The following is a 20,910-nucleotide window of genomic DNA, read 5'->3' as shown; positions in this document are numbered from 1 at the left end:
GATGTACGTATGTGTTCATTACAACCCAAACACGTTCATTGGTGTTCCACTATGCAGGATTACATCGAACTCGTCACCGACGGGCAGGACCTCACGATATCGCAAGCACGGGAGGCGGCGTCCGCCGTCTTCGACGGGGCCACGGAGGCCCAAATCGGCGCGCTCCTCACCGGCCTGCGCGCCAAGGGTGAGACGGAGGCCGAAATCGCCGGCTTCGCGCAGGGAATGCGCGCGGCGGCACGGACGATTTCGCCCGACCGAACGCCGCTCGTGGACACCTGCGGAACCGGCGGCGACGACTACAACACCATCAACGTCTCCACTACCTCGGCCATCGTCGCCAGCGGCGCGGACGTCCCGGTGGCGAAACACGGCAACTACTCGGTCTCTTCCTCCTCGGGAAGCGCCGACGTGCTTGACGAAGTCGGCGTCGTCGTGGACTCCGAACCGCCAGCAGTCGAGCGCGCCATCGAGGAGCAGGGAATCGGCTTCATGCTCGCGCCCGTGTTCCACCCCGCCATGAAGGCCGTCATCGGCCCGCGGAAGGAACTCGGCATGCGGACCGTCTTCAACGTCCTCGGCCCGCTGACGAACCCCGCGGGGGCGGACGCGCAGGTCGTCGGCGTCTACGACCCCGACCTCGTGCCTGTTTTGGCCCGCGCGCTCTCGCACATGGACGTCTCCCACGCGCTCGTCGTCCACGGGTCCGGCATGGACGAAATCGCGGTCCACGACGAAACGACGGTCGCGGAAGTCGAAAACGGAACCATCGAGGAGTACACGCTCTCGCCCGCGGACCTCGGCGTCGGGGAACACGACGTGTCCGCCGTCGCGGGCGGTTCGCCGTCCGAAAACGCGGCGGACCTCCGCGGAATCGTCGAAGGAACCGTCGATGGCGCGAAGCGGGACATCGTACTGGCGAACGCCGGGGCGGCGATTTACGTCTCCGGACAAGCCGATTCGCTCGTCGACGGCGTCGAACAGGCTCGGAACGCCATCGACTCGGGAAGCGCCGGCGAGCAACTGGCCGCCATGACGGGGGCGCTCTCGGCATGACGCGGGTGAAAATCTGCGGCCTGACGAACGAGGAGGACCTCGAAGCCGCCATCGACGCAGGTGCGGACGCCATCGGCCTGCTGGTGGACGTGCCGGTCGATTCGCCGCGCGAAATCAGTGCAACCCGCGCCGCAGAACTGGCCCGCGAAATCCCGCCGTTCGTTTCGACGGTCCTCGTGACGATGCCCGAGACGACGGAGCGAACCGTCGAAATCGTTCGACTCGTCGAACCGGACGCCGTCCAAGTTCACGGGACGAGCGTCGGCGACCTCGCGTACCTCACGGCGAACGCCGATGCAGACGTGGTCTGTGCCATCGACGCGGCGACCGACCGCCCCGAGCGATACGACAGCGTGGCCGACGCGCTGTTGCTCGATGCCGCGGAAACGGGCGGCACCGGCGAGACGCACGATTGGGACCGCGCACGGGAACTCACCGAATCGCTCTCCTCGCCCATCGTCCTCGCGGGCGGCTTGACGCCGGAGAACGTCGCGGACGCGGTTCGAACGGTCGAACCGTTCGCCGTGGACGTCGCGAGCGGCGTCGAATCTAACGGCGGACGAAAGGACCACGCCGCCGTCGAATCCTTCGTCACGAACGCGAAACGACGTCAAGAGGAACCCATTCACCAATGAACCGGAAGGAGTTCGATGCACTTGCGAACGGGAGCAACGGCGACAGCGACGGAGTCGGTGGCAGCGGCGGCGGCGACGGCGACGAGGGTGCTATCCTCCACGTCGCCGCCGAACTCGACGTGGCCGTCGACCCGCTGACCGCGTACTCGGCGCTCGGCGGCGGCGAGTACGATTACCTCCTCGAAAGCGCGGACAAAGTCGCCTCCAGCGACCCCTACGGCGCGTTCGACGCCGGACGAGGCGGCTCCGGAACCGACCACGACAGGCGAGCGCGGTACTCCTTCGTCGGCTACGACCCCGTCGCCGTCGTTTCCATCGACCCGGACGAAACCCACCTGACGACGTTGGACGACGACTGGGGGACCGAGCGGATGAACGACGAGTCTGACGGCGACGTCCTCGATGCGCTCCGCGAGACGCTCCCTGACGTGCCACGTCGCGGGTTCCCCAACGGCGAAGGGTTCTGTGGAGGACTGGTGGGATTTCTCGCCTACAACGCCGTCTACGACCTCTGGTTGGACGAACAGGGCGTCGAACGCCCCCAAACCGACCTGCCCGACGCGCAGTTCGTCCTGAGCACCAAGACGCTCGTCTTCGACCACGCGGAGGAGACGCTATCGCTCGTGTTCACGCCGTTCGTCTCGCCGGACGACGACATCGACGAACGCTACGACGAGTTGGTCGCGGAACGTGAGCGGGTTGCGGACGTGCTCGAATCGGCGGACCCACCGTCGTTCGGCGAATACGACCCGACGGACGGAACGGCGGGGCCGCAAGCCGAGTACGAGGCGGCTGTGGAGCGAGCGAACGAACACGTCGCGGCAGGCGACATCTACCAAGGCGTCATCTCGCGCAAGCGAACCGTCGAGGCGGGAATCGACCCGCGGGCGCTGTACGCGGCACTTAGGGACGTGAACCCCTCGCCGTACATGTACCTCCTCGGCCACGGCGATTTGAGCATCGTCGGCGCGAGCCCCGAGACGTTAGTGTCGGTGCAGGACGGAGAAATAGTCTCGAATCCCATCGCCGGGACGTGCTCCCGCGGCGGCAGTCCGATGGAGGACCGCCGCCTCGCGGGCGAACTCCTCGCCGACGAAAAGGAGCGGGCGGAACACGCTATGCTCGTGGATTTGGCCCGAAACGACGTGCGCCGGGTCGCCCAGTCGGGGAGCGTGAGCGTCGAGGAGTTCATGAACGTCATCAAATACAGCCACGTTCAGCACATCGAGAGTACCGTGACGGGGACGTTGGCGACGGACTGCGACGCGTTCGACGCGGTTCGAGCGTCGTTCCCGGCGGGGACGTTGACCGGCGCGCCCAAAATCCGAGCGATGGAGATAATCGACGACCTCGAACGGACGCCTCGGGGCGTATACGGCGGCGGCATCGGCTACGTCTCGTGGACGGGCGACGCCGACTTCGCCATCGCCATCAGGACGGCGACCATCTCGCACGGAGCGACGGACGAAATAACGGTGCAGGCGGGGGCGGGAATCGTCGCCGACAGCGACCCCACCGCCGAGTTCGAGGAGACGGAACAGAAGATGGGCGGCGTCCTCGCCGCGCTTGAGGCCCTCGAACGACCGCCGGAGACGGAACTCGCGGAGGTGCCCAAATGATTCGCGTGCTGTTCGTGGACAACTACGACTCGTTCACTTACAACCTCGTGGAGTACACCGAGGACGCGCTCCGGGCGAGCGGCGAGGAGTTCGAAACGACCGTCGTGAAGAACACGGCGTCGCTGGACGATATCCGAGACTTCGACCCCGACGCCATCGTCATCAGTCCGGGTCCGGGACACCCGGCGAACGAGCGCGACGTCGGCATCACGGTCGCCGTGCTCCGCGAACTCTCGCCCGAAATACCGACGCTCGGCGTCTGTCTCGGGTTGGAAGCCGCGATTCACGAGTACGGCGGCGAAATCGGGCGTGCGCTGGAACCGGTCCACGGGAAGGCGTTCCCGGTCGACCACGACGGAAAAGGGGTTTTCGAGGGAATCGAGCAGGACTTTCAGGCCGGACGGTATCACTCGCTCGTCACGACGAGCGTTCCCGACCCGTTCGAGGTGAGCGCGACGACGACCCACGACGGGACGGACCTCGTGATGGGTATCCGCCATCGAGACTACCCCATCGAGTGCGTGCAGTTCCACCCCGAGAGCGTTCTCACGGCGTGCGGGCGGGAGTTGATTGCGAACTTCCTCGCGCCCTATATCGTCAGCACGCCCGCGCCGTAGAGCGCGGCGACGACGAGGACGCCGACGATGGCGATGCGAAAGAGAATGCTGATGGCGAAACGGATGGCCACGACGAGCAGGACGACGGCGACGACGGCCGCCACGATTCCGACGGGTTCGATGGCGAGGGGTAGCATGCGAGAAATGAGCCCCTACTGATTGGTAAACGTATCGATAGTGTCGGTTTTCGTGCGGACGAAAAACGCGCGAAGGAATGGGAGTAATCTCCCATTACCGTAAGAAATATCGGATTTCCGGTCACTTTCGCTCCGGTCTGAACACTCTTATAGTCCTCCGTACCTTACTCAGAGATAGGCGCAAGGAAAGTCACAGAGGCATCACTATTAAACTACACTTGGAATAAAGAAAGTAAACTTAATTGGGGATGGGTCGAATGCATTCTTCGTCACAAATGAAACGGGTCTACGTGCGAAATCAAGAGCAAATCGACGTGCAGAGTAGCGAACGAACGGTGGTGGCGCGCACATGAGCGGCGCGCACGAGGCGGACGCCGACGACGTAACCCTCCCGGTGAAGCGAACCGAGGGCGACACCCTCGAAGACCGGATGACGGGCAACGCCTACAACAACATCCTTCCGGCCCGGTATCTCCGGAAGGATGCGGACGGCAACCTCGTCGAGTCACAGGACGACCTGTTCCCGCGCGTTGCGAAGAACATCGCGCTCGCGGAGGCAGTCTACGAGGCCGAAAAGCAAGGCGTCTCGCTCACCGTCACGCCGGAACAGTTGAAACCCGGCCACCCACGGCGCGACGAACTCGCGGCGGAAGTGTTCGGGAAGGGAACCACCGCCGAGGACGACGTGGAGACGACGCTTTCCGTCTACAACGTCAACAAGTTCGCCTACGAGACGGTCGTTCCCGAACTTCCCGACGACATCCGCGAACACGTGGAGTCCGTCCGGGACGAGTTCGACGACCTGATGGGACAGCTCTCGTTCGTCCCCAACTCGCCGACGCTGATGAACGCGGGCGACGAACTGCAACAGCTTTCGGCGTGTTTCGTCGACTCACCCGACGACGACATCACGAACATCCACCAGACGGCCAAGGAAGCCGCCGAAGTGTTCCAGTCCGGCGGCGGCATGGGCTATGCCTTCTGGCGACTCCGACCGTACGGTGACGCGGTGGGTTCGACGGGCGGCATCGCGTCCGGTCCCATAACGTTCATGCGCACCTACGACCAGATGTGCGAGACCATCGCGCAGGGCGGTGCCCGGCGCGGCGCACAGATGGGCGTCATGCGCGTCTCGCACCCGGACGTCATCCAGTTCATCCACTCGAAGAACAAGGACGTGAGCCTCGCGAACACGCTCCGCCTGAACGACCCCGACGACTACACGCACACGTCGTTCAAGGAGGCGTTAGAAGAAGCCCGCGAACTCATCGACGACAACGGCCGCGTCCCGAAACACCTCCGGAACGCCGCCGAGGGCCACCTCTCGAACTTCAACATCTCGGTCGGTGTCACGGACGACTTCATGGACGCGCTGTACAACGACGAGGAGTTCGTCTTCACCAACCCCCGCACCGAAGAACCACACGTCGCCACCGAACACACCGAGGAGATGTACGACATGTTCGGCCTCGGCGACTACGTCACGCCGGGCGAGGTGCTCTCCATCCCCGCAACCGTCCTCTGGGACCGCATCGTCGACGGTGCCTGGGAGAACGGCGAACCCGGAATCATCTATCTCGAACGGGTGAACAAGGAACACTCCTTCGACGTCGAGAAACACCCCGACCACCGGATTCTGGCGACGAACCCGTGCGGCGAACAACCCCTCGAGGAGTACGAGGCCTGTAACCTCGGCCACATCAACCTCTCGACGCTCGCCGACCTCGACGCGCCCGACTGGCGCGTCTGGTACGAGAACAACGGCGACGACTACGGGTCGCTCTCGGAAGCCGTCGACGCCTTCCTCCGCGAGGGAATCGACTGGGACGAGTTCGACCACCGCATCGAGTACGGCACCCGCTTCTTGGAGAACGTCGTCACGATGTCCGACTTCCCGGTCGAGAAGATAGAACAGAAGGTCCGGGACATGCGGAAGATAGGACTCGGCGTCATGGGTCTGGCCCAGTTGTACATTCAACTCGGCGTCCGGTACGGCAGCGAAGAGGGCAACGAGATTGCCAAGCAGTTGATGACCCACATCAACCACGAGTCCAAGTGGGCGTCCCACGAACTCGCGGAAGCGCGCGGCTCGTTCAACGATTGGGAGGACTCGAAGTACGCGAACCCGACCGAGTACGCCGACTGGTTCGAAGGCCAAACCGGCCTCGACGCCGAGAAGTGGAAAGACGGCTTCGCGGTCCGCAACCACAACACAACCACCATCGCGCCGACGGGCACCACCTCGATGGTCGGCAACACCACGGGCGGCTGTGAGCCGATTTACAACGTCGCCTACTACAAGAACGTCTCCGACGACGTGCAGGGCGACGAGATGCTCGTCGAGTTCGACGACTACTTCCTCCGCACGCTGGAGGCGAACGACATCGACGTGGACGCGGTGAAAGAGGAGGCGCAGACGCAGATGGCCAACAATCAGTTCTCCGGCGTCGAAGGGCTGGAAACCGTCCCGGACGCCATCGGCGAACTGTTCGTCGTGACGGGCGACCTGACCGGCAAGCAACACGCCGCGGTGCAGTGTGCCTGTCAGCAGGGCGTGGACTCGGCCATCTCGAAGACTTGTAACTTCCCGAACTCCGCCAGCAAGGAGGACATGGACGAGGTGTACCGCTACATCTACGACCACGGCGGCAAGGGCGTCACGGTCTACCGCGATGGCACGCGCTCGAAGCAGGTGCTCACCACGCGCGCCGACAACGCCGAGTTCGCCGACGAGAAGGAAGCGGCCGAAACCATCGTGACACAGATAGAGGAGGTCTTCGGCGGCGTCGAAGGCTTCATCGAGAACGAGGACGTTCGGGCCGCGCTCGGCACCGAACTCGACGACCTGCTAAACGAGGGTGTTACGGGCGGCGCGTACGCCCAAGAGCGTCCGCGGCCGGACGTCCTCCACGGCGTGACCCAGCGTGTGGACACCGGCTACGGTAAGATGTACATCAACATCAACGAGGACGAGAACGGCGAACCGTTCGAGTTGTTCGCCACTATCGGCAACTCCGGCGGCTTCACCAACTCCTTCACGGAAGCGTTGGCGAAGGTCATCAGCTACGCGCTCCGCAGCGGCGTGGACCCGAACGAAATCGCCTCCGACCTGCAGGGCATCCGCAGTCCGAAAGTCGCGTGGGACAAGGGCGAACAGATAAACTCCATCCCGGACGCCATCGGCGTCGCGATGCGGCGCTACCTCGACGGCGAAATCGAGAAGGCCTCCTACCCGCAACAGAAGACGCTCGAAGAGACGGCGGACGAAACCGAACCCGACGGCGGTGCGGTGGAGACCGAGACCCAAAAGGACGCCTCGCAGTCGCTCATCGACGCGGGTGAAAGCCCGGAATGTCCCGAGTGCGGGTCCCTCTCGCTGTACTTCTCGGAAGGCTGCAAGACATGTGAGTCCTGTGGCTGGAGCGAGTGCTCGTAAATAGCTTCCGTAGAAGATAATCCGTCTTTCCGCTTTTTCGCCCCTCTGTCTTCCGTTTTCCGCTTTTCCGCTCGTCTTCCCTTCCGTTTCCCGTTATTCCCGTTTCCCGCTACTTCACCGTCACCCACGTCAGGAACACGAGCGCGACGAGTTGGAGCGCGCGGAGAACCAACACCGCCTGTTGGACCGCCGGGTCGCCGGAATAGAACATCTTCATCCCGAAGAAGTAGTAGATGGCGACGGCGTTTTCGGCGAGCATCACGAGGGCGAAGGCCAGCAGGCCGAGCACGAGCGAGGTTCGGAACTTCAGATAACTTCGTACCCACACGGCGACCAACACTGCCAGTAGGAGGATGTTTACGACCGCCAGTCCGCTTGCGATTTGTATCGAATTCATTCTATCTGTTCCATTATCTCCTCGAACGCGTCCCGATGGTGTTCGAACCGGTCGGTGAGAAAGTAGAGCTTTCCGTACGCGTTGTCTCCGGGTTCGACGACGCCGTGGTCCACGAGCATGTCGAGGTGGTGCCGAACCGTCTTGTACTCCACACCGAGCGATTCCGCCAGCTGATTCGCGTTCCGTGGGCGCTCCGAGAGGGCGCGAATGATGCGTGCGCGGTTCTCACCGCCGCGTGTCGCCGTGAGTAGGTACCAGAGCGCCTTGTCCATCGAACGGTCACTTGGTTGGGAGTCATGCAGCCAGATATATCTACGGCTCGATACTCTTCGAGACCCATCCCGTCGCCCCGTTCGGATAGGCGTTCGCTTCGTCCTTCGACTGTAGATTTCCCCGCCCGTCCGTCGCACGGACGACGACGTCGTGCGCTCCCGACGCTTCGTAGGTGTGTTCCCACTGCCGCCACACGTCCGTTCCCGGAAGCGGCTCGGAGAGCTGTGCGCCGGTCCACGACCCTCCGCCGTCAGTGGACACTTCGACGCGTTCGATGCCGCGTGTGCCAGCATAGGCGTGTCCGCCGACTTGCACCCGACCGCCGTCCAGATGATTGACGGCGTGCAGTTTGGCGACGGTGTTGACCGGCCCGGTGCCGTGCCAGCCGCGTTTCTCCCAGTAACCTTCGGCTTCCTGCTCCAGCACTTCGATTTCCGAGAGCCATTTGACGTTGATTTCGCCCCAGTGGCCGGGAATCAGCGCCCGGACGGGATGGCCGTGGGACCGCGGGAGCGGGTTCCCGTTCATCTCGTAGGCTAAAAAGCCGTCTTCGAGCGCCGCGAGGGGGAACTCCTCGTAGTAGTCGTCCGCGGCGCGGAACATGACACAGCACTCGTCGGGCATCCTCGCTCCTTCGAACAGCGCCGAAATCGGGACGCCCGTCCAAAGCGCGTTGTCCATCTTCTTTCCGTTCAGCGACTCGCCGACACAGCGGAGGGTGATGAACCGGTGTTCTTCGGGCATCGATTCGAGATCGTCGAGGGTGAAGTGCAACTCCTCCTCGACGGCACCCGTCACCGTGAGTTCCCAGTCGTCCGCCGACACCACCGGGTCCACGCTGTTGATGTCCACCTGATAGAACTCCGTGCTCACTAACCCTTCGAGTCCGTCGATGGCGAGCGATTTCGCGTCGGCCTCGTCGAGGAGCGACTGGACGTCTCCGCTCACCGGTCCGGTTCGCTTCGGCGTGTCGTCGCCACGTCCGGCCCCGAGCGCGCCGCCGACGCCGCCGACCGCGACCGCTCCGGCGAGCGCCCGGAGGAGGCTCCGTCGCGTTTCGGACACCGGTTCCTCTGCGGTCGAACGGAACCGGGCCGCCGCGACGACGATTCCGGCACCCGCTCCGGCGGCCAGCGCGGAGACGGGAGCGCCGGTCAACGCTAACGCGGGTGCGACACAGAGGAGGCCGGCGACCGGCGCGGCGGGAACGTCCGCGGCGTCCGCTATTCGCACGCCGACCGCCGTAGTCGCCGCGAACAGGAGCGTCGTCAGGACGAGCGCCAGCAGGAACCCGAGTTGGTCGCCGAGGTCACCGAGCGTCTGTATCGACCACGTGATGACCGCGTTAGGCGTGGTTTCGACCACGAACGCGCTGACCGGCGCGGCGACGAAGAAGGGGGTAAAGCCGACCACGGCGTACGACCCGGCGACGGCGGCGACGCCGGCGAGGAGGCTGATCGCTCCTTCGGTCGCCACGTCCACGAGCGGGTTCGCGGAGGGTTGGTCGGCTGTCATGGTTTACCGGCTCCGTGCGACGTACAGTGCGCCGGCGGCGAGTGCGACCAGCGCAACTCCGACGCCGAATCCGGGGAGGGAGGTATCCGAATTTCCGCTCCCGCCGTCGTTCGTGTTGTCGTCGGTCATCCCGTCATCAGTCATCGTCTCGTCGGTCATCTGATCGTCGGTCGTTCCGTCGTCCGTCATCGTCTCATCAGTCATCCCGTCGTCGGTCGTCCCGTCGTCCATGGTATCGGTGGTCGTCATTTCGTCATCGGACGTTCCATCGTCCATCGTGTCCGTCGTGGTCATCTCGTCGTCGCCCATCGAATCCGTCGTCGTCATGGAATCGTCCATACTGTCGTTCATCGTTCCGTTACCCATGGTGTCCGTCGTCGTTGTCGTTTCCTGCTGTGCGAGTGGCGCGTTCGAAACGTCGTTCGCCGCCGCGCTTACCGTCACGGGAACGGCACAAATCGTCAGTACGACCGCCAGTACGAGCATGCGTTTGGAGTGCATGTTCGCATCGAGCCCTCCGTATTAAATAGCCGTTTTTCGAACTCTCACCCGGTCTCTCCCGATTTCCACCCACTCTCTTCCAAATCTCTTCCAAAATCGAGATGTGTTCCACAATTAGGAATGGCGTCGAATTCGGCACCGTTCGCGCGGACGGAAAACGTGATACGGGTGGGAAATCCTTACACGTCTATGGAGGAGACGCCGAAGGGACGGCCCTGTCCACTGTGCGGTGCGTCGATGTTCCACCGTCACTGCAAGTACATCTGCCCGCAACACGGCGTCGTCTACGACTGCGCGGACACGTTCTACTAATCGTCGGTGACGAACCGGTATGCGGGGCCGGCCAGCAAGAGAAGTCCCCCGGCGCCGACGACGGCCACGACGAGCCAGTTTTCCCCGATTTCGTGTACCGAGAGCGTATCGAGTGAGCTTCCGGCGAGTACGGCGACGACCATCCACGGGACTTCACCGATTGCGGTGCCGAGGAGAAAGGAGCGGACTGGGACGTTCGACAGTCCGGCGGCGGCGGACACCGCGTCGGAGGGTGCGGGCATGAGACGCGAGGCGACCATGCCGCGAAGGTCGCCGGTCGCGTCGAAAAATCGCTCACCGGAGTCGCCTAAACGACCGAACAATCCGGAGTCGATGCGGAAGTACCGCGCCGCCGCGAAGGGCAGATACGCGCTCAGCACGGTTCCGCCGAGCGCGACTGGAAATCCGACGACCGGCCCGTACACGTAGCCGACGGCGACGGCGACGACCGTCGTCGGCCACGCGAACAGCGGTCGGACGAGGTAGACGGCGAGAAACAGTCCCGCGGCGAGGAGCGGATTGTGAGTCACGTGCCGAACCTGCTTCAGGACGAACTCCGGCGAGAGGAGGACCCCGGCGATGACGACCATCGCGACCAGCCCGATACCCGCTACCTGTCGTCGATTCCCGGCGAACTCCATTCGACCGACGGTAGTCAGGGGAAGTGCTAAGTTCTTTCCACCCGAGCGCGGAACGTTTAATCCGATTCGCTCGAATTCGTAGACGATGGAATCGGACGACGACCCCGTGGCGATGGGGGTCGAACTGTTGAGCAAGGTCGAACACGCCGAGTTGTCGGTCGCGGAGGCGGTGGACCGCATCGAAACCATCACGACCGACCCGACGACGACGCGGACGATTCTCGACGAGGCGGAAAAACGCGGCATCATCGAACGCGAAAACGGAATCGTTCGACCGACGGGCGGCGGGTTCGTCCGCTTCAAAAGCCAAGTCGTGACCAAGGAGGGCGACTTCACCTGCCGACGCTGTGGAACCGGCATCTCGACGGGCCACTTCATCAAACTCGACGCGGGCGAACTCGGCCCGTTCGGGTCGTCCTGTATCCGGAAAGTAACCGGCAGGGAGTGAAAATCGTTCGGGACTATCGTTCGCGGCTGAGTTCCTCGATGAGTCGTTCTATCGTCTGCTGCTGGCGTTCGAGGAGGTCGTTCTGCCGTTCGACCGTTTCGGTCAGCGCGACGAGTTGTGCTTCCACCGGGTCGTCCAAGTTCTCGCTCGCGGATTCGAAGCCCGAATCCGCGAATCCGGTCGGCCCGTCGGCGTTCGACCCGTCGGCTTGTATCTCCCTTTCCGTAGCGCTCGCCGCGGTTTCGGTGTCGGCCATCACCGATTCGGCCGACGTTGGCTCGGCGGGCACAGTCTCGGCGATGCTTCCTGCCACCTTTCCGTTCACGCTTTCACCTTCGCTTCCGCCGCCACCGAGCGGGTCCGCCGAGGGCGTCTCGACTATCCGTCCGTCGTCGTCCAGTTCCGGCGGGTTCGCGTTGAGAGGTTCGACGCCGCCGCCGAACACGTCGTCGTCCTCGGTGAACGAGACGCTCCCGTCGGATTCCGGGTCCGAGTCGTCGGGAACGACCGTCTGCTCGAACTCGGCGTAGCTTCCGACGTCGTGATAGGAGAGGAGTCCCTGTTCGATTCGTTCACGGACCTCCCGCGCTCGCTCGCTCGGCGTTTTTATCCGCTGTGGTCGTCCCTCCGCCTCGATGATGATTTGCGAGGAGACGGTGCCCTCCTCGACGCCGAGTCCAGTGACGTCGGCGAAGTGGAACTGCTCGAAATCCGTGTCCCAAATCGCCTCGCCGACGTGTTTTACCACGCGTGCGCTCGTGAGGACGAGCGTCAGTTCGCTGAACTGGTAGGTCTGGAGGACCTGTTCGTTCGAGTCGGTGACGCCCGCGCCGTTCAGGACGCCCGCGATGACGGGGTGAAGCGCGTCGTGGAGGCGCTTCGTGGGAATCTTGAACGTCTCTTCGCCGTCGATGCCGTAATCGAGCGTGATGGTCGATTTGCGACGCCCCTCCGAGACGCTGATTCGCTCCGCATCGTGCGGATACTCCTCGACGGATTCGTCGCTCAGCAAGCCGTCGGCGCGATAGATAAGCGTCCGCGTCGGTGTCACGTAGAGTACATCTTCGCCCCCGAGGGACACTTTCGCGGCCACGTGTTCGTCTCCAAGGCTGGACTGGACGATTCCCGGAACGTTCATAATGGGGAATGGTCATGCGCATATCTTAAAACCGATGGGTACACACGACAAGAACAAAACGGGTGTCTTTTCTGATGGCTTTCATCGACACTTTCCTTCCCTCGAAATCGCGTGACGCGGTGGCAATCAACGCCCTTCGGTTCCCCCTCATCCCCGATGGAGATGGGAACTTTAAAGAGTACCAGTTGCCTATCCGTAATCGAGCCCGGGTGGCTTAGCTGGACATAGCGCCGCACTCATAGGGTTCTGAGATTTGGCGCTCAGGCCTTGGAAGCCTCCCATGCGCCCGTGAGGCCCCGCCAGGTCTCGAATCTGGGACATGCGGAGATCGAGGGTTCGGAGCCCTCCCCGGGCATGTTTTCGCTTCTCAATGCTGGTAATTGGAGAACGGAGAGTTTCGTCCCCCGACTGACAACTCCAGATAACCCGCGAAACTACCCCGTTTCGAAAGTATTGAAAAAAGAATCTTCGTTTCCCATCCTATCTGAAAGTATGGCAGATGGATTATTTGTGGGTCCACTGGATGTATCTAATATTGGATTTTCTCCCTAATGACCGGATACGATACCAGTCATCGCCGTGACGACTGTGACAACCGGTCACAAAGATGTGTACTCACGAAGAGAGGTCCCACCGTCACATCGCTGCGTAGAGCGGGTTCGAACTGCGATTGTCGATGACGTGGACGAGTTCTCTTTTCGAAAGTAAATTCAACTGCCAATTACGTATTTGTTAGGTGTTATTACGAACATGAACTCGTTCCGCCAACACATTTTAAGGCTACATTTTGTGTTGTACTGGATGTATCATGGAGCACACTCGGAGAAAAGTTCTCACCGGTATCGGAGCAGCAATCGCCATCGGCGCGGGCGCACCACAGGCGTTCGGACAGGAAAGCGACACCCCGGAGTTTCAAGTATTGGGGGTCTCTTCGGCGGGCGAATACGTCGTGTTCGTCAACATGACCACCGCGGAAGTCGACCTTTCCGGTTGGACAGTCGACTTCGAATACGGGAGTGACGGGTCGAGCGAGCAGGGAACGATCCCGAACGGAACGACCGTCGATGCCCGGGACACGATAAAGATCGCATCCGGAGCCGATCCGGCTCCGGACGATGCCGTCGTCATCGAAGACCCGTTCGACGAGAAGGTCATCGACACCGACGGTAGCGACGTCATCGCGCTCCTCGATTCCGACGGCAACGAAGTGGCCAACAGCGAAGATGACCAGTTCGGCAGTGGTGACAGTGGTAGCAGTGGTGACGACGGAGGCGACGACACGACGACTGACGAGGAGACGACCACCGAGGAAGAAACCACGACAACCGAGGAAGAGACCACTACCGAAGAGGAAACGACCTCCACGGAAGGCGAAGAGACGACCACCGAAAAGGAAACCACCTCGACGGAAGACGAGGAGACGACGACCACCAGCGACGAGACCACATCGGACGACGGTACTGACCAGTCCGACAGCGACGAGTCGGACGACACTACCGAGGACGGTTCCGGTGGGTCGGACGGCGAAAGCGGTCAGATGTCGAGCAGTTCCGAGTCGGACTCGAAAACGGACGAGTCGAGCGACGACAACTGTTGAGGACGACCACCGTTTTTCCGATACCACGTTCCATGTTCTCGGGTGGTCGGGTCGCCGCTATTTTCCAGCCCGTTCGGCTTTTGAATTCTCGAATTCGAACCGGATATTCACGTTCGTGCGACCGTAGGGATGACAAGGAGTCGCTTCCATCTCCCTTTCTTCCGCTTTCAAGGACCGCATAACAATACGCGATCCGGACATCGGTTCTCTTGCGAACGTCGTGCTGAAGCCAGTCCCGTCGCGTCGTTCGCCTACGGTCGGCAACCATCGCCGCCTCGGAAGTCCGTCACAGCCACGTGCGGACCGTTTCCCGATGGCGCGATGAATCGAGTCCCCGGGGGGGTTTCCGGGGCGAGAACGGGTTGCTCGCCGGTACGAGCACCATCGATGCGCCAGTCATGATTTCACGTCATCGATGGCGGCCACACCGTGGCCCCGGTGGTTCGAATCCACCCCCGTTCGTTTCTCTACACGTTACACTGCTCGTTTTCGACCCGGGAATGGTTCCGATCCGCGAAAAAATAGCCGCGCTCACTCGTCCCGTTCACCGTGAAAATCACCGACGACGGTGATCAGGCGACCTGGAGTTCGAGCGAGTCGTTCGATTTCTTCTTCCCGTCGGACGAACCCTCCGAATCGTCGCTCGTTCGTAGGGTCTTGCCCGACTTGACGGTGAGATGTACCGATTCGACCTGTCCCGGTTTCCACGTGACCTTCGAATCGGTCGTGGCGGTGGTGCCGTCCACGGAGAACGTCACGGGTGCCCCCGCGTCGTCCTTCGTTCCGGCGACGACGAGTTTCTCCGCCGTCCCGCCCGCGGCCCCGAGGGTACCGTCCTCGCCGACCGTGAACGTTCCGCGCTTCTCGCCGCCGACTTTCACCGTGACGGTCGTTCCGGCGTCGGCCGGTTCGCCGTCCACGGTGACGGTTCCGTAGAAGGTCGACGGAAGCGTCGGGAGCGGTTCCACGGACTTTCCGTTCGCATCGACCGACACGTCCGCCGGCGACACCGTCTTCATCGTCGTCATCGAGGCGTCACTCTCCGGCAGTCCGCGGTCGTCGGTCGCGATGTCCAGTCCGTCGTACAGTTCCGCCATCGTCGGGTTGCTCGTGAGGTACGTCGGGAGCGTGCCGGACGATTCCGAGTAGACGTAGTACCCCGAGAACGCGCTCACGTTCGGGCCGGGTTCGGAACTGCCGAGTTCGTACGTTCCGCTCAGTTCGCTCCGCGGCCCGGGTTGGTTCGTGGGTTGCGTCGCGTACTCCTGCACGAGCGTCGGATTCCCGGAGGAGACACCGAACGCGTCGTCGGCACCCGCGTACTGCGGTGCTGCCACGAAGTTCCAGCCTTCGACGAGGGACGCCTGTCCCGGCGGGGACGGCGGCCCCTGCGTGTGCGCGAAGGTCAGCATGGCGCGAGCGTCGCTCGTCGTCGCGACCAACAGTGCGTCGAGCGCATCGACCGACGAGTCGGCGGTCAACTGCTCCCACTGACCCGAATCCGCGTCGTAGCCGTAGACCGTTCCGTCGAACGAACCCAAAATGTCGCCGACCGTCTGGTCCGTCGGGCCGGGAATGCCCACGGTGTAGTACGTCGCCTGTCCACCGCCCGCGGTCGCGGGCATGTCGAGGTCGATACCGATTTGCGTCGGCGAATCGGTGTTCACGTCTTCCGGTTGGGCGGTCAGGAACGGTTCGTAGACGACGCCCCCGGTGAACGTCGTGTTCGCAGGACCGCGCTCGCCGTAGTAGTTCAGTCGCGCGTCGAACGTCTCGTCCGCCGTCGATTCGACCGCGACGCTCGTCCCTTCGAGGTCGTTGAACCGAAGCGACACGGACTCGGCGTCCGCGCCGTCGACCAGAACGCCCGTCTCGGCGGCGACGTCGTTCCCCCGCACGTCGGTCGCGCTAGCTGCGTCGTTTCCGGTACCGAATCGAAGCCCGGTCGTCGCGTCTTCCACCGTGTTGTCGGTGACGGACGCACCGGGTGCGTTCGCGTCGATACCGACCGACGCGCCTCGGACGGTGTTCCCGTCGAGGACCGCATCGTTTCCGGCGTCCACCGCGATTCCAGTCGCCGCGTTACGGACCGTAACGCCCCTGACGGTCGCGGTGTCCGCGCCGTCGACCGTGATCCCGCTCGTCCGTCCGTCCGCGTCGACCGTGAGGCCGTCGATGGTCACGTCGGGTGCGGAGACGTTGACGACGCTTCCGGTGGCGTTCTCGGGTGCCGCGACGACCGGCGAGGCACCGTCGGCGCTGCGGATGGTCAGGTTCGGCGTGTTCACGTCCACTTGCTCCGTAAACGTGCCGTCGCCGACGACGATGTCCGCGCCCGACGGCGCGAGGTCTATCGCTTCCTGAAGCGACTCCACGTCACCGGGGACGTCTATCGGCGCTTCGTAGACCGCGGTCGGGCCTGTTCGAATCGTGACCCGTTCCGCGTCGGGACCCGCCGTCGCCGTCGTTTCGAGCGAGAAGGAACCGACCGCGTCCTCGTCCGGAACGACGCTGATGGTGTAGTTGTCGGATGTCACCGGTGGTCGTTCGAGGATTGGGAGACCGAACGGTATCGGTCCCCAACCGTCGATGTAGAGCGAGAGTTCGTCCTCCGAGAGCGTGGAGTTCTCGCTCAAATCGACCTGCACGTCGCGGAGTTGGTTCACGGACAGGTTCACCCGAACCTCCTCGCCGGGGTTCACGTGTCGTGGCTGTCCGGATTTGACGACGACCGCCGGGGCGGTACTCACGTACTGGACGGCGTTCGCCAGAATCATGTCCGCCTCCTCGGTGTAGTCCTCGTTCTGGACGTAGGACGTTCGACCGAGGGACGACGCGAGTACCGTTCCGGACTGTCGGTCGACGCCGATTGCGGACCCTTTGGTACCGTCGTCGTCGCCGACCGTCGCGACGGTCTGTCCGCTGTAGTCGTCGTACCACGCGTGGTCGCCCCAACTACCGGTGTGGATGGTGACGTCGTCACCGACCGACCCGACACCTTCGAAGATGGGGCTGAAGTTCGTGATGGTGAAGTACGGGTTTCCGGCCCCGAACCCTTCGTCCGCAGTGTCCGCCGGGTCGCCGACGGCATCGGAGCGTGACGTGACGGTGTCGCTCGCGTCTCCCCACTGTTCGAGCCAGACGACTCCCGTACTCGGACCCTTCGTCGCGTGGATGAACGCCTGTACGTCGAGTTGTGCGGGGTCGAAGTCCTGCATGACGAACGAGTCGTACTCCCCGACGGCGTCCATGGCGTTCTCGTCCTGCACGACGGTTACTTGGTAGTTTCCGGGAAGCGACGCGTCGAGAGCAGAAGCGGTCTGGTCGCCGTAGCCCTCGTCGGAGTCGACCACGGCGATGGTGGTGTACTCCTCGAAGACCTGCGTCGGACCGGTCGTCGTCTCCACGGTGTCGCCCGGACCCTCGAAGGTGTGGGCGAGCGAGAACGACCCGTGCGTTCCCGACGCCGTTTCGACCGTCACGTTGAGTTCACCGGAGTAGCCACCCATGTCGATGGCTTCGCCGAACGCGTGTTGCTCGCCGTTGACGAACAGCGTCGCGTTCCCCGTATCGTAGTCGCCGGTGAGTTCGACGGTGTACGTGTCCAGATTCCGCACGTCGGCGGTCACGGAGACGGTGTCTCCTCCTTCGACCGCGTCGGGTTGGCCGTCGAGGATGCGTACGCCGAGCGCCGGCGACAGCGAGAAGTCCTGCTGCGTGAACGTCCCGTTTTCGACGTCCACCGTCGCGGTGTCGGCTTCGTAGCCGAACGCGTTCGCCGTGACGTCGTACGTCCCGGGCTCTTCCAGCAGCGTGTAGCTGCCGCTCGCGTTTGTTTCGGTCGCGTGTCCGTTCCCGAGCGAGACGGTGGCGTCGTCTATCGGCGACCCGCTCCCGTCGGTGACGGTGCCGGTGATTCCGTTTTCGAGCGCGACCGTATCGGTCGCCGCCTTCACGTCGACGATACCCGCACCGTACCGGGTGTCGTTCCCATCACGCGGCGAGCAGCTCGGGGAGCAGTTCCCCGGTTTTTCCGCCGTCTCGCGGAACGCGGCGCGAATCTGCGACGGTTGGAGGTCTCCGGACGCGGAGAGCAGCAGTGCAACCGCACCCGCGGTGTGCGGCGTGGCCATCGAGGTGCCGGAGTACTGTGAGTAGCCGCCACCCGGGACGGAGCTTTTCACGTCCACACCGGGTGCCGAAACGTCGGGAACGACGTAGGAGTCCGGCCACGAGGTGGGTGCGTCGCTTCCCCAATCGTTCTCGGTGTCTATCTCCTCGCCGCTGGAGAAGGAGGCGATGCCTCGGTCCTCGTTCGACGCGCCGATGGCGAACGACTCGTACACGTTGCCGGGCGAACCGCTCGTCCCTTCGCCGCTGTTTCCGGCGGCGGCGACCACGATGGTCCCCGCCGATTCGGCGTTCCGGACGGGTTCGACCATGTCGGCGTAGTAGCCGGTCGCACCGAGGCTCATGCTGATGACGTCGGCGTCCTGTTCGACCGCCCACTGCATCCCGCCGGCGACCTGTGCGAACGAACCGCCGCCGCTGGGCAGGACGAGGCCGTGCATCAGGCTGACGTCCGGTGCGACGCCGATGTACTCGCCGCTGGCGTTCCCGCCGGAAACCGTTCCGCTGGTGTGCGTTCCGTGCGTGTCCGTATCGTGCGGGGTGCTACCCGGAACTCGGTTCCCTTCGCTGTCGAACTCGGCCCACCCACCGGGGTAGGTCGGGTCGCTCTCGTTTTCGGTGTAGAGGTCGATATCCGGATGGTCGACGTCCACGCCGGTGTCCAGTACCGCGACTTTGACGCCGGACCCCTTCGTGTCGTAGGAGTCCCACACGTCCGTCGCGTTGATCTGGTCGAGACCGTAGGTCGTGTTGTAGTCGGTCGTCCCGACGGAGTCCGTTTTCTCCCCGTACATACCGACCGGCGTGTCGTTCCCGCTGGAATCGACCGGTTTCGGAAGGGAGAGTTCGAAGTTCTCGTGCAATCGTTTCACGCCGTCTATTTTGGCAATCTCCTTCAGGTCGACGTCACCCTTGTCGACGCGGAGAACGACGGCGTTCGTGATCCACAAGCGGTTGAGAACGATCACGCTCTTCGTATGCTTCTTCGCGTACGAGAGAACGGGACGCTGACTTCGCTCCGCGTGAGTCCGCAACGTCTCTATCGTCGCGGCGCGGTCGGCGGTCACCGAGGGATTCGCTTCGTCCAATCTCACGACGACCGTTACGGTCCCGTCCGTTTTCGTCAGTGCCGGGTCGATTGGTGCGGTGGCGTCGGGGGAAACCGACGTTCCCACGGAGCCGAGTTGGCCCTGCGTGTCGAGGGCCGTGCTGTTCTGGTTCTGTACGGTTGTAGCGGCACCGACGAACGGCGCACTACATGAAATCGTTACCACCCAAACGAGGGTGAGTGCCAGTATTTTTTGTTTTCTACGCAACACGTTATGGGTTATTCGCATAATTCATATATAGCTACGTACTGAATAAATACTTCAAGGGATGAATTTAACTCCGCAAGCGACACGACCTGCAGAGGATGACACGACATCTCAAGCTATGCAACGAGCCGCATGGAGTGAAGACCACCGTGCGGCCTGCCCCTCCGTCAAACGGACGAACGGGACCGCTATCGGAGACGGATGAAGTCACACGAATACGCCGGATTTCTCACCAGTTCGATGAACCGCATCCGCCTCCTGAAGGCCCTTCGAAGCGAGGCGGAGGAAACGGTGGGAACGCTCGGAGAGCGTCTCTCGATGTCGCGTTCGACCGTCCATCGAAGCCTCCGGACGTTCACCGACTACGGATGGGCGCGACGCGTCGACGGCGCGTATCGACTGACGGAGGCCGGTGAACTCGTCTTGGACGCGTACGAGGAGTTGATTCACACGATAGAGTGGGTCGAGGAGTACGAGGAGTTCCTCACGTACCTCGGGGCGTCGAACGAGACCTTTCCGATACACGCCACCAGACACGCGAGGATGGTTTCCACGACGAAAAACGACCCCTACCGAACGATAACGTATCTCATCGACGTTCTCACGACGACATCGATCGACCACCTCCGAGGAATGACTCCCATCCTCAGTCCGCTGTTCGCGGACGCCGGTCGGGAGCTCCTCGCGAACGGAACGCAGGTGGAACTCCTCGCGTCAGAAACCTGCCTCCAATCGGCGACGAGACAGTCAAACGAAGGGCGACCGTCGGGGTCGATAGACAACTTCGACCTCTTTCGTGTTCTCGACGACCTCCCGTTCGGGGTGCTGATTCTCGACGATGAACGCGTGTTGCTGTCCGTGTTCGACGAACTGGGAAACCTTCGGGCCTGTCTCGACGGTGAGAGTCTCGATTTAGTGGAGTGGGCGGCGACCACGTACGAGGCGTATCGGACGGAAAGCCGGCAGGTGGAGACGATACCGAATTTGAACCGATAAGGGTTCGGACCGTACTCCGCTCCTATCTGTAGAACGTACAAGGATGTCGAACGACTGACGCGACGTAAGTTTCAGAATAGGTTTATTTGGATGGAATCGTATTTTCTCGTCTACAAAATCACCGTCCCGAGAACGGCGGATGCAT

17 protein-coding genes and 1 tRNA gene are annotated in these 20,910 nt (G+C 62.9%); 10 read left to right on the top strand and 8 right to left on the bottom strand.

All coding sequences use genetic code 11. The features are described from left to right. The first annotated feature begins 51 nt into the window (after positions 1–51). Genes trpD through trpG form a run of 4 tightly spaced genes read left to right on the top strand, consistent with a single transcriptional unit; the run spans position 52 to position 3,927 of the window. Positions 52–1,056, top strand: a complete 1,005-nt coding sequence (gene trpD, locus AC1XDK_RS02460; RefSeq protein ID WP_483348183.1) for an anthranilate phosphoribosyltransferase — start codon at positions 52–54, stop codon at positions 1,054–1,056. After that, positions 1,053–1,691 (top strand): phosphoribosylanthranilate isomerase, encoded by a 639-nt coding sequence (locus AC1XDK_RS02455; RefSeq protein ID WP_483348182.1) that lies wholly within the window; start codon positions 1,053–1,055, stop codon positions 1,689–1,691. The genes trpD and AC1XDK_RS02455 overlap by 4 nt, the downstream gene beginning before the upstream one ends. Further along, entirely contained in the window at positions 1,688–3,310 is a 1,623-nt protein-coding gene (gene trpE, locus AC1XDK_RS02450; RefSeq protein ID WP_483348181.1) for an anthranilate synthase component I, read from the top strand. Before AC1XDK_RS02455 ends, trpE begins: the two co-directional genes overlap by 4 nt. Continuing rightward, positions 3,307–3,927: an anthranilate synthase component II gene (trpG, locus tag AC1XDK_RS02445; RefSeq protein ID WP_483348180.1), complete on the top strand. Its 621-nt coding sequence runs from the start codon at positions 3,307–3,309 to the stop codon at positions 3,925–3,927. The genes trpE and trpG overlap by 4 nt, the downstream gene beginning before the upstream one ends. On the opposite strand, the gene AC1XDK_RS02440 is transcribed toward trpG, so the two are convergent. Next, a complete protein-coding gene (locus tag AC1XDK_RS02440) occupies positions 3,900–4,064 on the bottom strand; it encodes a hypothetical protein (protein ID WP_483348179.1) in 165 nt (54 codons plus the stop codon). The genes trpG and AC1XDK_RS02440 overlap by 28 nt on opposite strands. 349 nt (positions 4,065–4,413) lie before the next feature. On the opposite strand from AC1XDK_RS02440, the gene AC1XDK_RS02435 reads away from it, so the two are divergent. Then, positions 4,414–7,500 (top strand): adenosylcobalamin-dependent ribonucleoside-diphosphate reductase, encoded by a 3,087-nt coding sequence (locus AC1XDK_RS02435; RefSeq protein WP_483348178.1) that lies wholly within the window; start codon positions 4,414–4,416, stop codon positions 7,498–7,500. A gap of 109 nt (positions 7,501–7,609) precedes the next feature. Here AC1XDK_RS02435 and AC1XDK_RS02430 read toward each other — a convergent pair whose 3' ends face one another. Genes AC1XDK_RS02430 through AC1XDK_RS02415 form a run of 4 tightly spaced genes read right to left on the bottom strand, consistent with a single transcriptional unit; the run spans position 7,610 to position 10,186 of the window. Continuing rightward, complete coding sequence (locus tag AC1XDK_RS02430) at positions 7,610–7,897, bottom strand: DUF8036 family membrane protein (protein ID WP_231185322.1); 288 nt, start codon at positions 7,895–7,897, stop codon at positions 7,610–7,612. After that, positions 7,894–8,169, bottom strand: a complete 276-nt coding sequence (locus tag AC1XDK_RS02425) for a winged helix-turn-helix domain-containing protein (RefSeq protein ID WP_231185321.1) — start codon at positions 8,167–8,169, stop codon at positions 7,894–7,896. The genes AC1XDK_RS02430 and AC1XDK_RS02425 overlap by 4 nt, the downstream gene beginning before the upstream one ends. A gap of 40 nt (positions 8,170–8,209) precedes the next feature. Then, positions 8,210–9,685: a molybdopterin-dependent oxidoreductase gene (locus tag AC1XDK_RS02420; protein WP_483348177.1), complete on the bottom strand. Its 1,476-nt coding sequence runs from the start codon at positions 9,683–9,685 to the stop codon at positions 8,210–8,212. A 3-nt stretch (positions 9,686–9,688) separates the two neighbouring features. Next, complete coding sequence (locus AC1XDK_RS02415; protein WP_483348176.1) at positions 9,689–10,186, bottom strand: PGF-CTERM sorting domain-containing protein; 498 nt, start codon at positions 10,184–10,186, stop codon at positions 9,689–9,691. 189 nt (positions 10,187–10,375) lie between these two features. Here AC1XDK_RS02415 and AC1XDK_RS02410 point away from each other — a divergent pair, with 189 nt between their 5' ends. After that, entirely contained in the window at positions 10,376–10,498 is a 123-nt protein-coding gene (locus AC1XDK_RS02410) for an HVO_2523 family zinc finger protein (protein WP_483348175.1), read from the top strand. Here the strand turns inward: AC1XDK_RS02410 and AC1XDK_RS02405 are convergent. Next, complete coding sequence (locus AC1XDK_RS02405; RefSeq protein ID WP_483348174.1) at positions 10,495–11,139, bottom strand: TVP38/TMEM64 family protein; 645 nt, start codon at positions 11,137–11,139, stop codon at positions 10,495–10,497. The genes AC1XDK_RS02410 and AC1XDK_RS02405 overlap by 4 nt on opposite strands. Positions 11,140–11,224: 85 nt before the next feature. On the opposite strand from AC1XDK_RS02405, the gene AC1XDK_RS02400 reads away from it, so the two are divergent. After that, entirely contained in the window at positions 11,225–11,587 is a 363-nt protein-coding gene (locus AC1XDK_RS02400) for a DUF5830 family protein (RefSeq protein WP_483348173.1), read from the top strand. Positions 11,588–11,600: 13 nt separating this feature from the next. Here AC1XDK_RS02400 and AC1XDK_RS02395 read toward each other — a convergent pair whose 3' ends face one another. Further along, on the bottom strand, positions 11,601–12,725 hold the full coding sequence (locus AC1XDK_RS02395) for a DUF7115 domain-containing protein (protein ID WP_483348172.1): 1,125 nt from the start codon (positions 12,723–12,725) through the stop codon (positions 11,601–11,603). A gap of 203 nt (positions 12,726–12,928) precedes the next feature. Here AC1XDK_RS02395 and AC1XDK_RS02390 point away from each other — a divergent pair. Continuing rightward, a tRNA-Met gene (locus AC1XDK_RS02390) sits at positions 12,929–13,080 on the top strand. A gap of 453 nt (positions 13,081–13,533) precedes the next feature. Continuing rightward, complete coding sequence (locus AC1XDK_RS02385) at positions 13,534–14,322, top strand: lamin tail domain-containing protein (protein WP_483348171.1); 789 nt, start codon at positions 13,534–13,536, stop codon at positions 14,320–14,322. A gap of 572 nt (positions 14,323–14,894) precedes the next feature. On the opposite strand, the gene AC1XDK_RS02380 is transcribed toward AC1XDK_RS02385, so the two are convergent. Then, positions 14,895–19,727 carry a S8 family serine peptidase gene (locus tag AC1XDK_RS02380; RefSeq protein ID WP_483348170.1) on the bottom strand — a complete coding sequence of 1,611 codons (4,833 nt, stop codon included), beginning with the start codon at positions 19,725–19,727 and terminating at the stop codon, positions 14,895–14,897. A 243-nt stretch (positions 19,728–19,970) separates the two neighbouring features. On the opposite strand from AC1XDK_RS02380, the gene AC1XDK_RS02375 reads away from it, so the two are divergent. Then, the gene (locus AC1XDK_RS02375; RefSeq protein WP_483348169.1) at positions 19,971–20,765 is read left to right on the top strand and encodes a helix-turn-helix transcriptional regulator; all 795 of its coding nucleotides are present in this window, start codon (positions 19,971–19,973) and stop codon (positions 20,763–20,765) included. Positions 20,766–20,910: the final 145 nt, after the last annotated feature.

Source organism: Haladaptatus sp. HS23, from assembly GCF_056892285.1.
The sequence above is the reverse complement of the archived record's forward strand: the minus strand, read 5'-3'. Positions and strand labels throughout refer to the sequence as shown.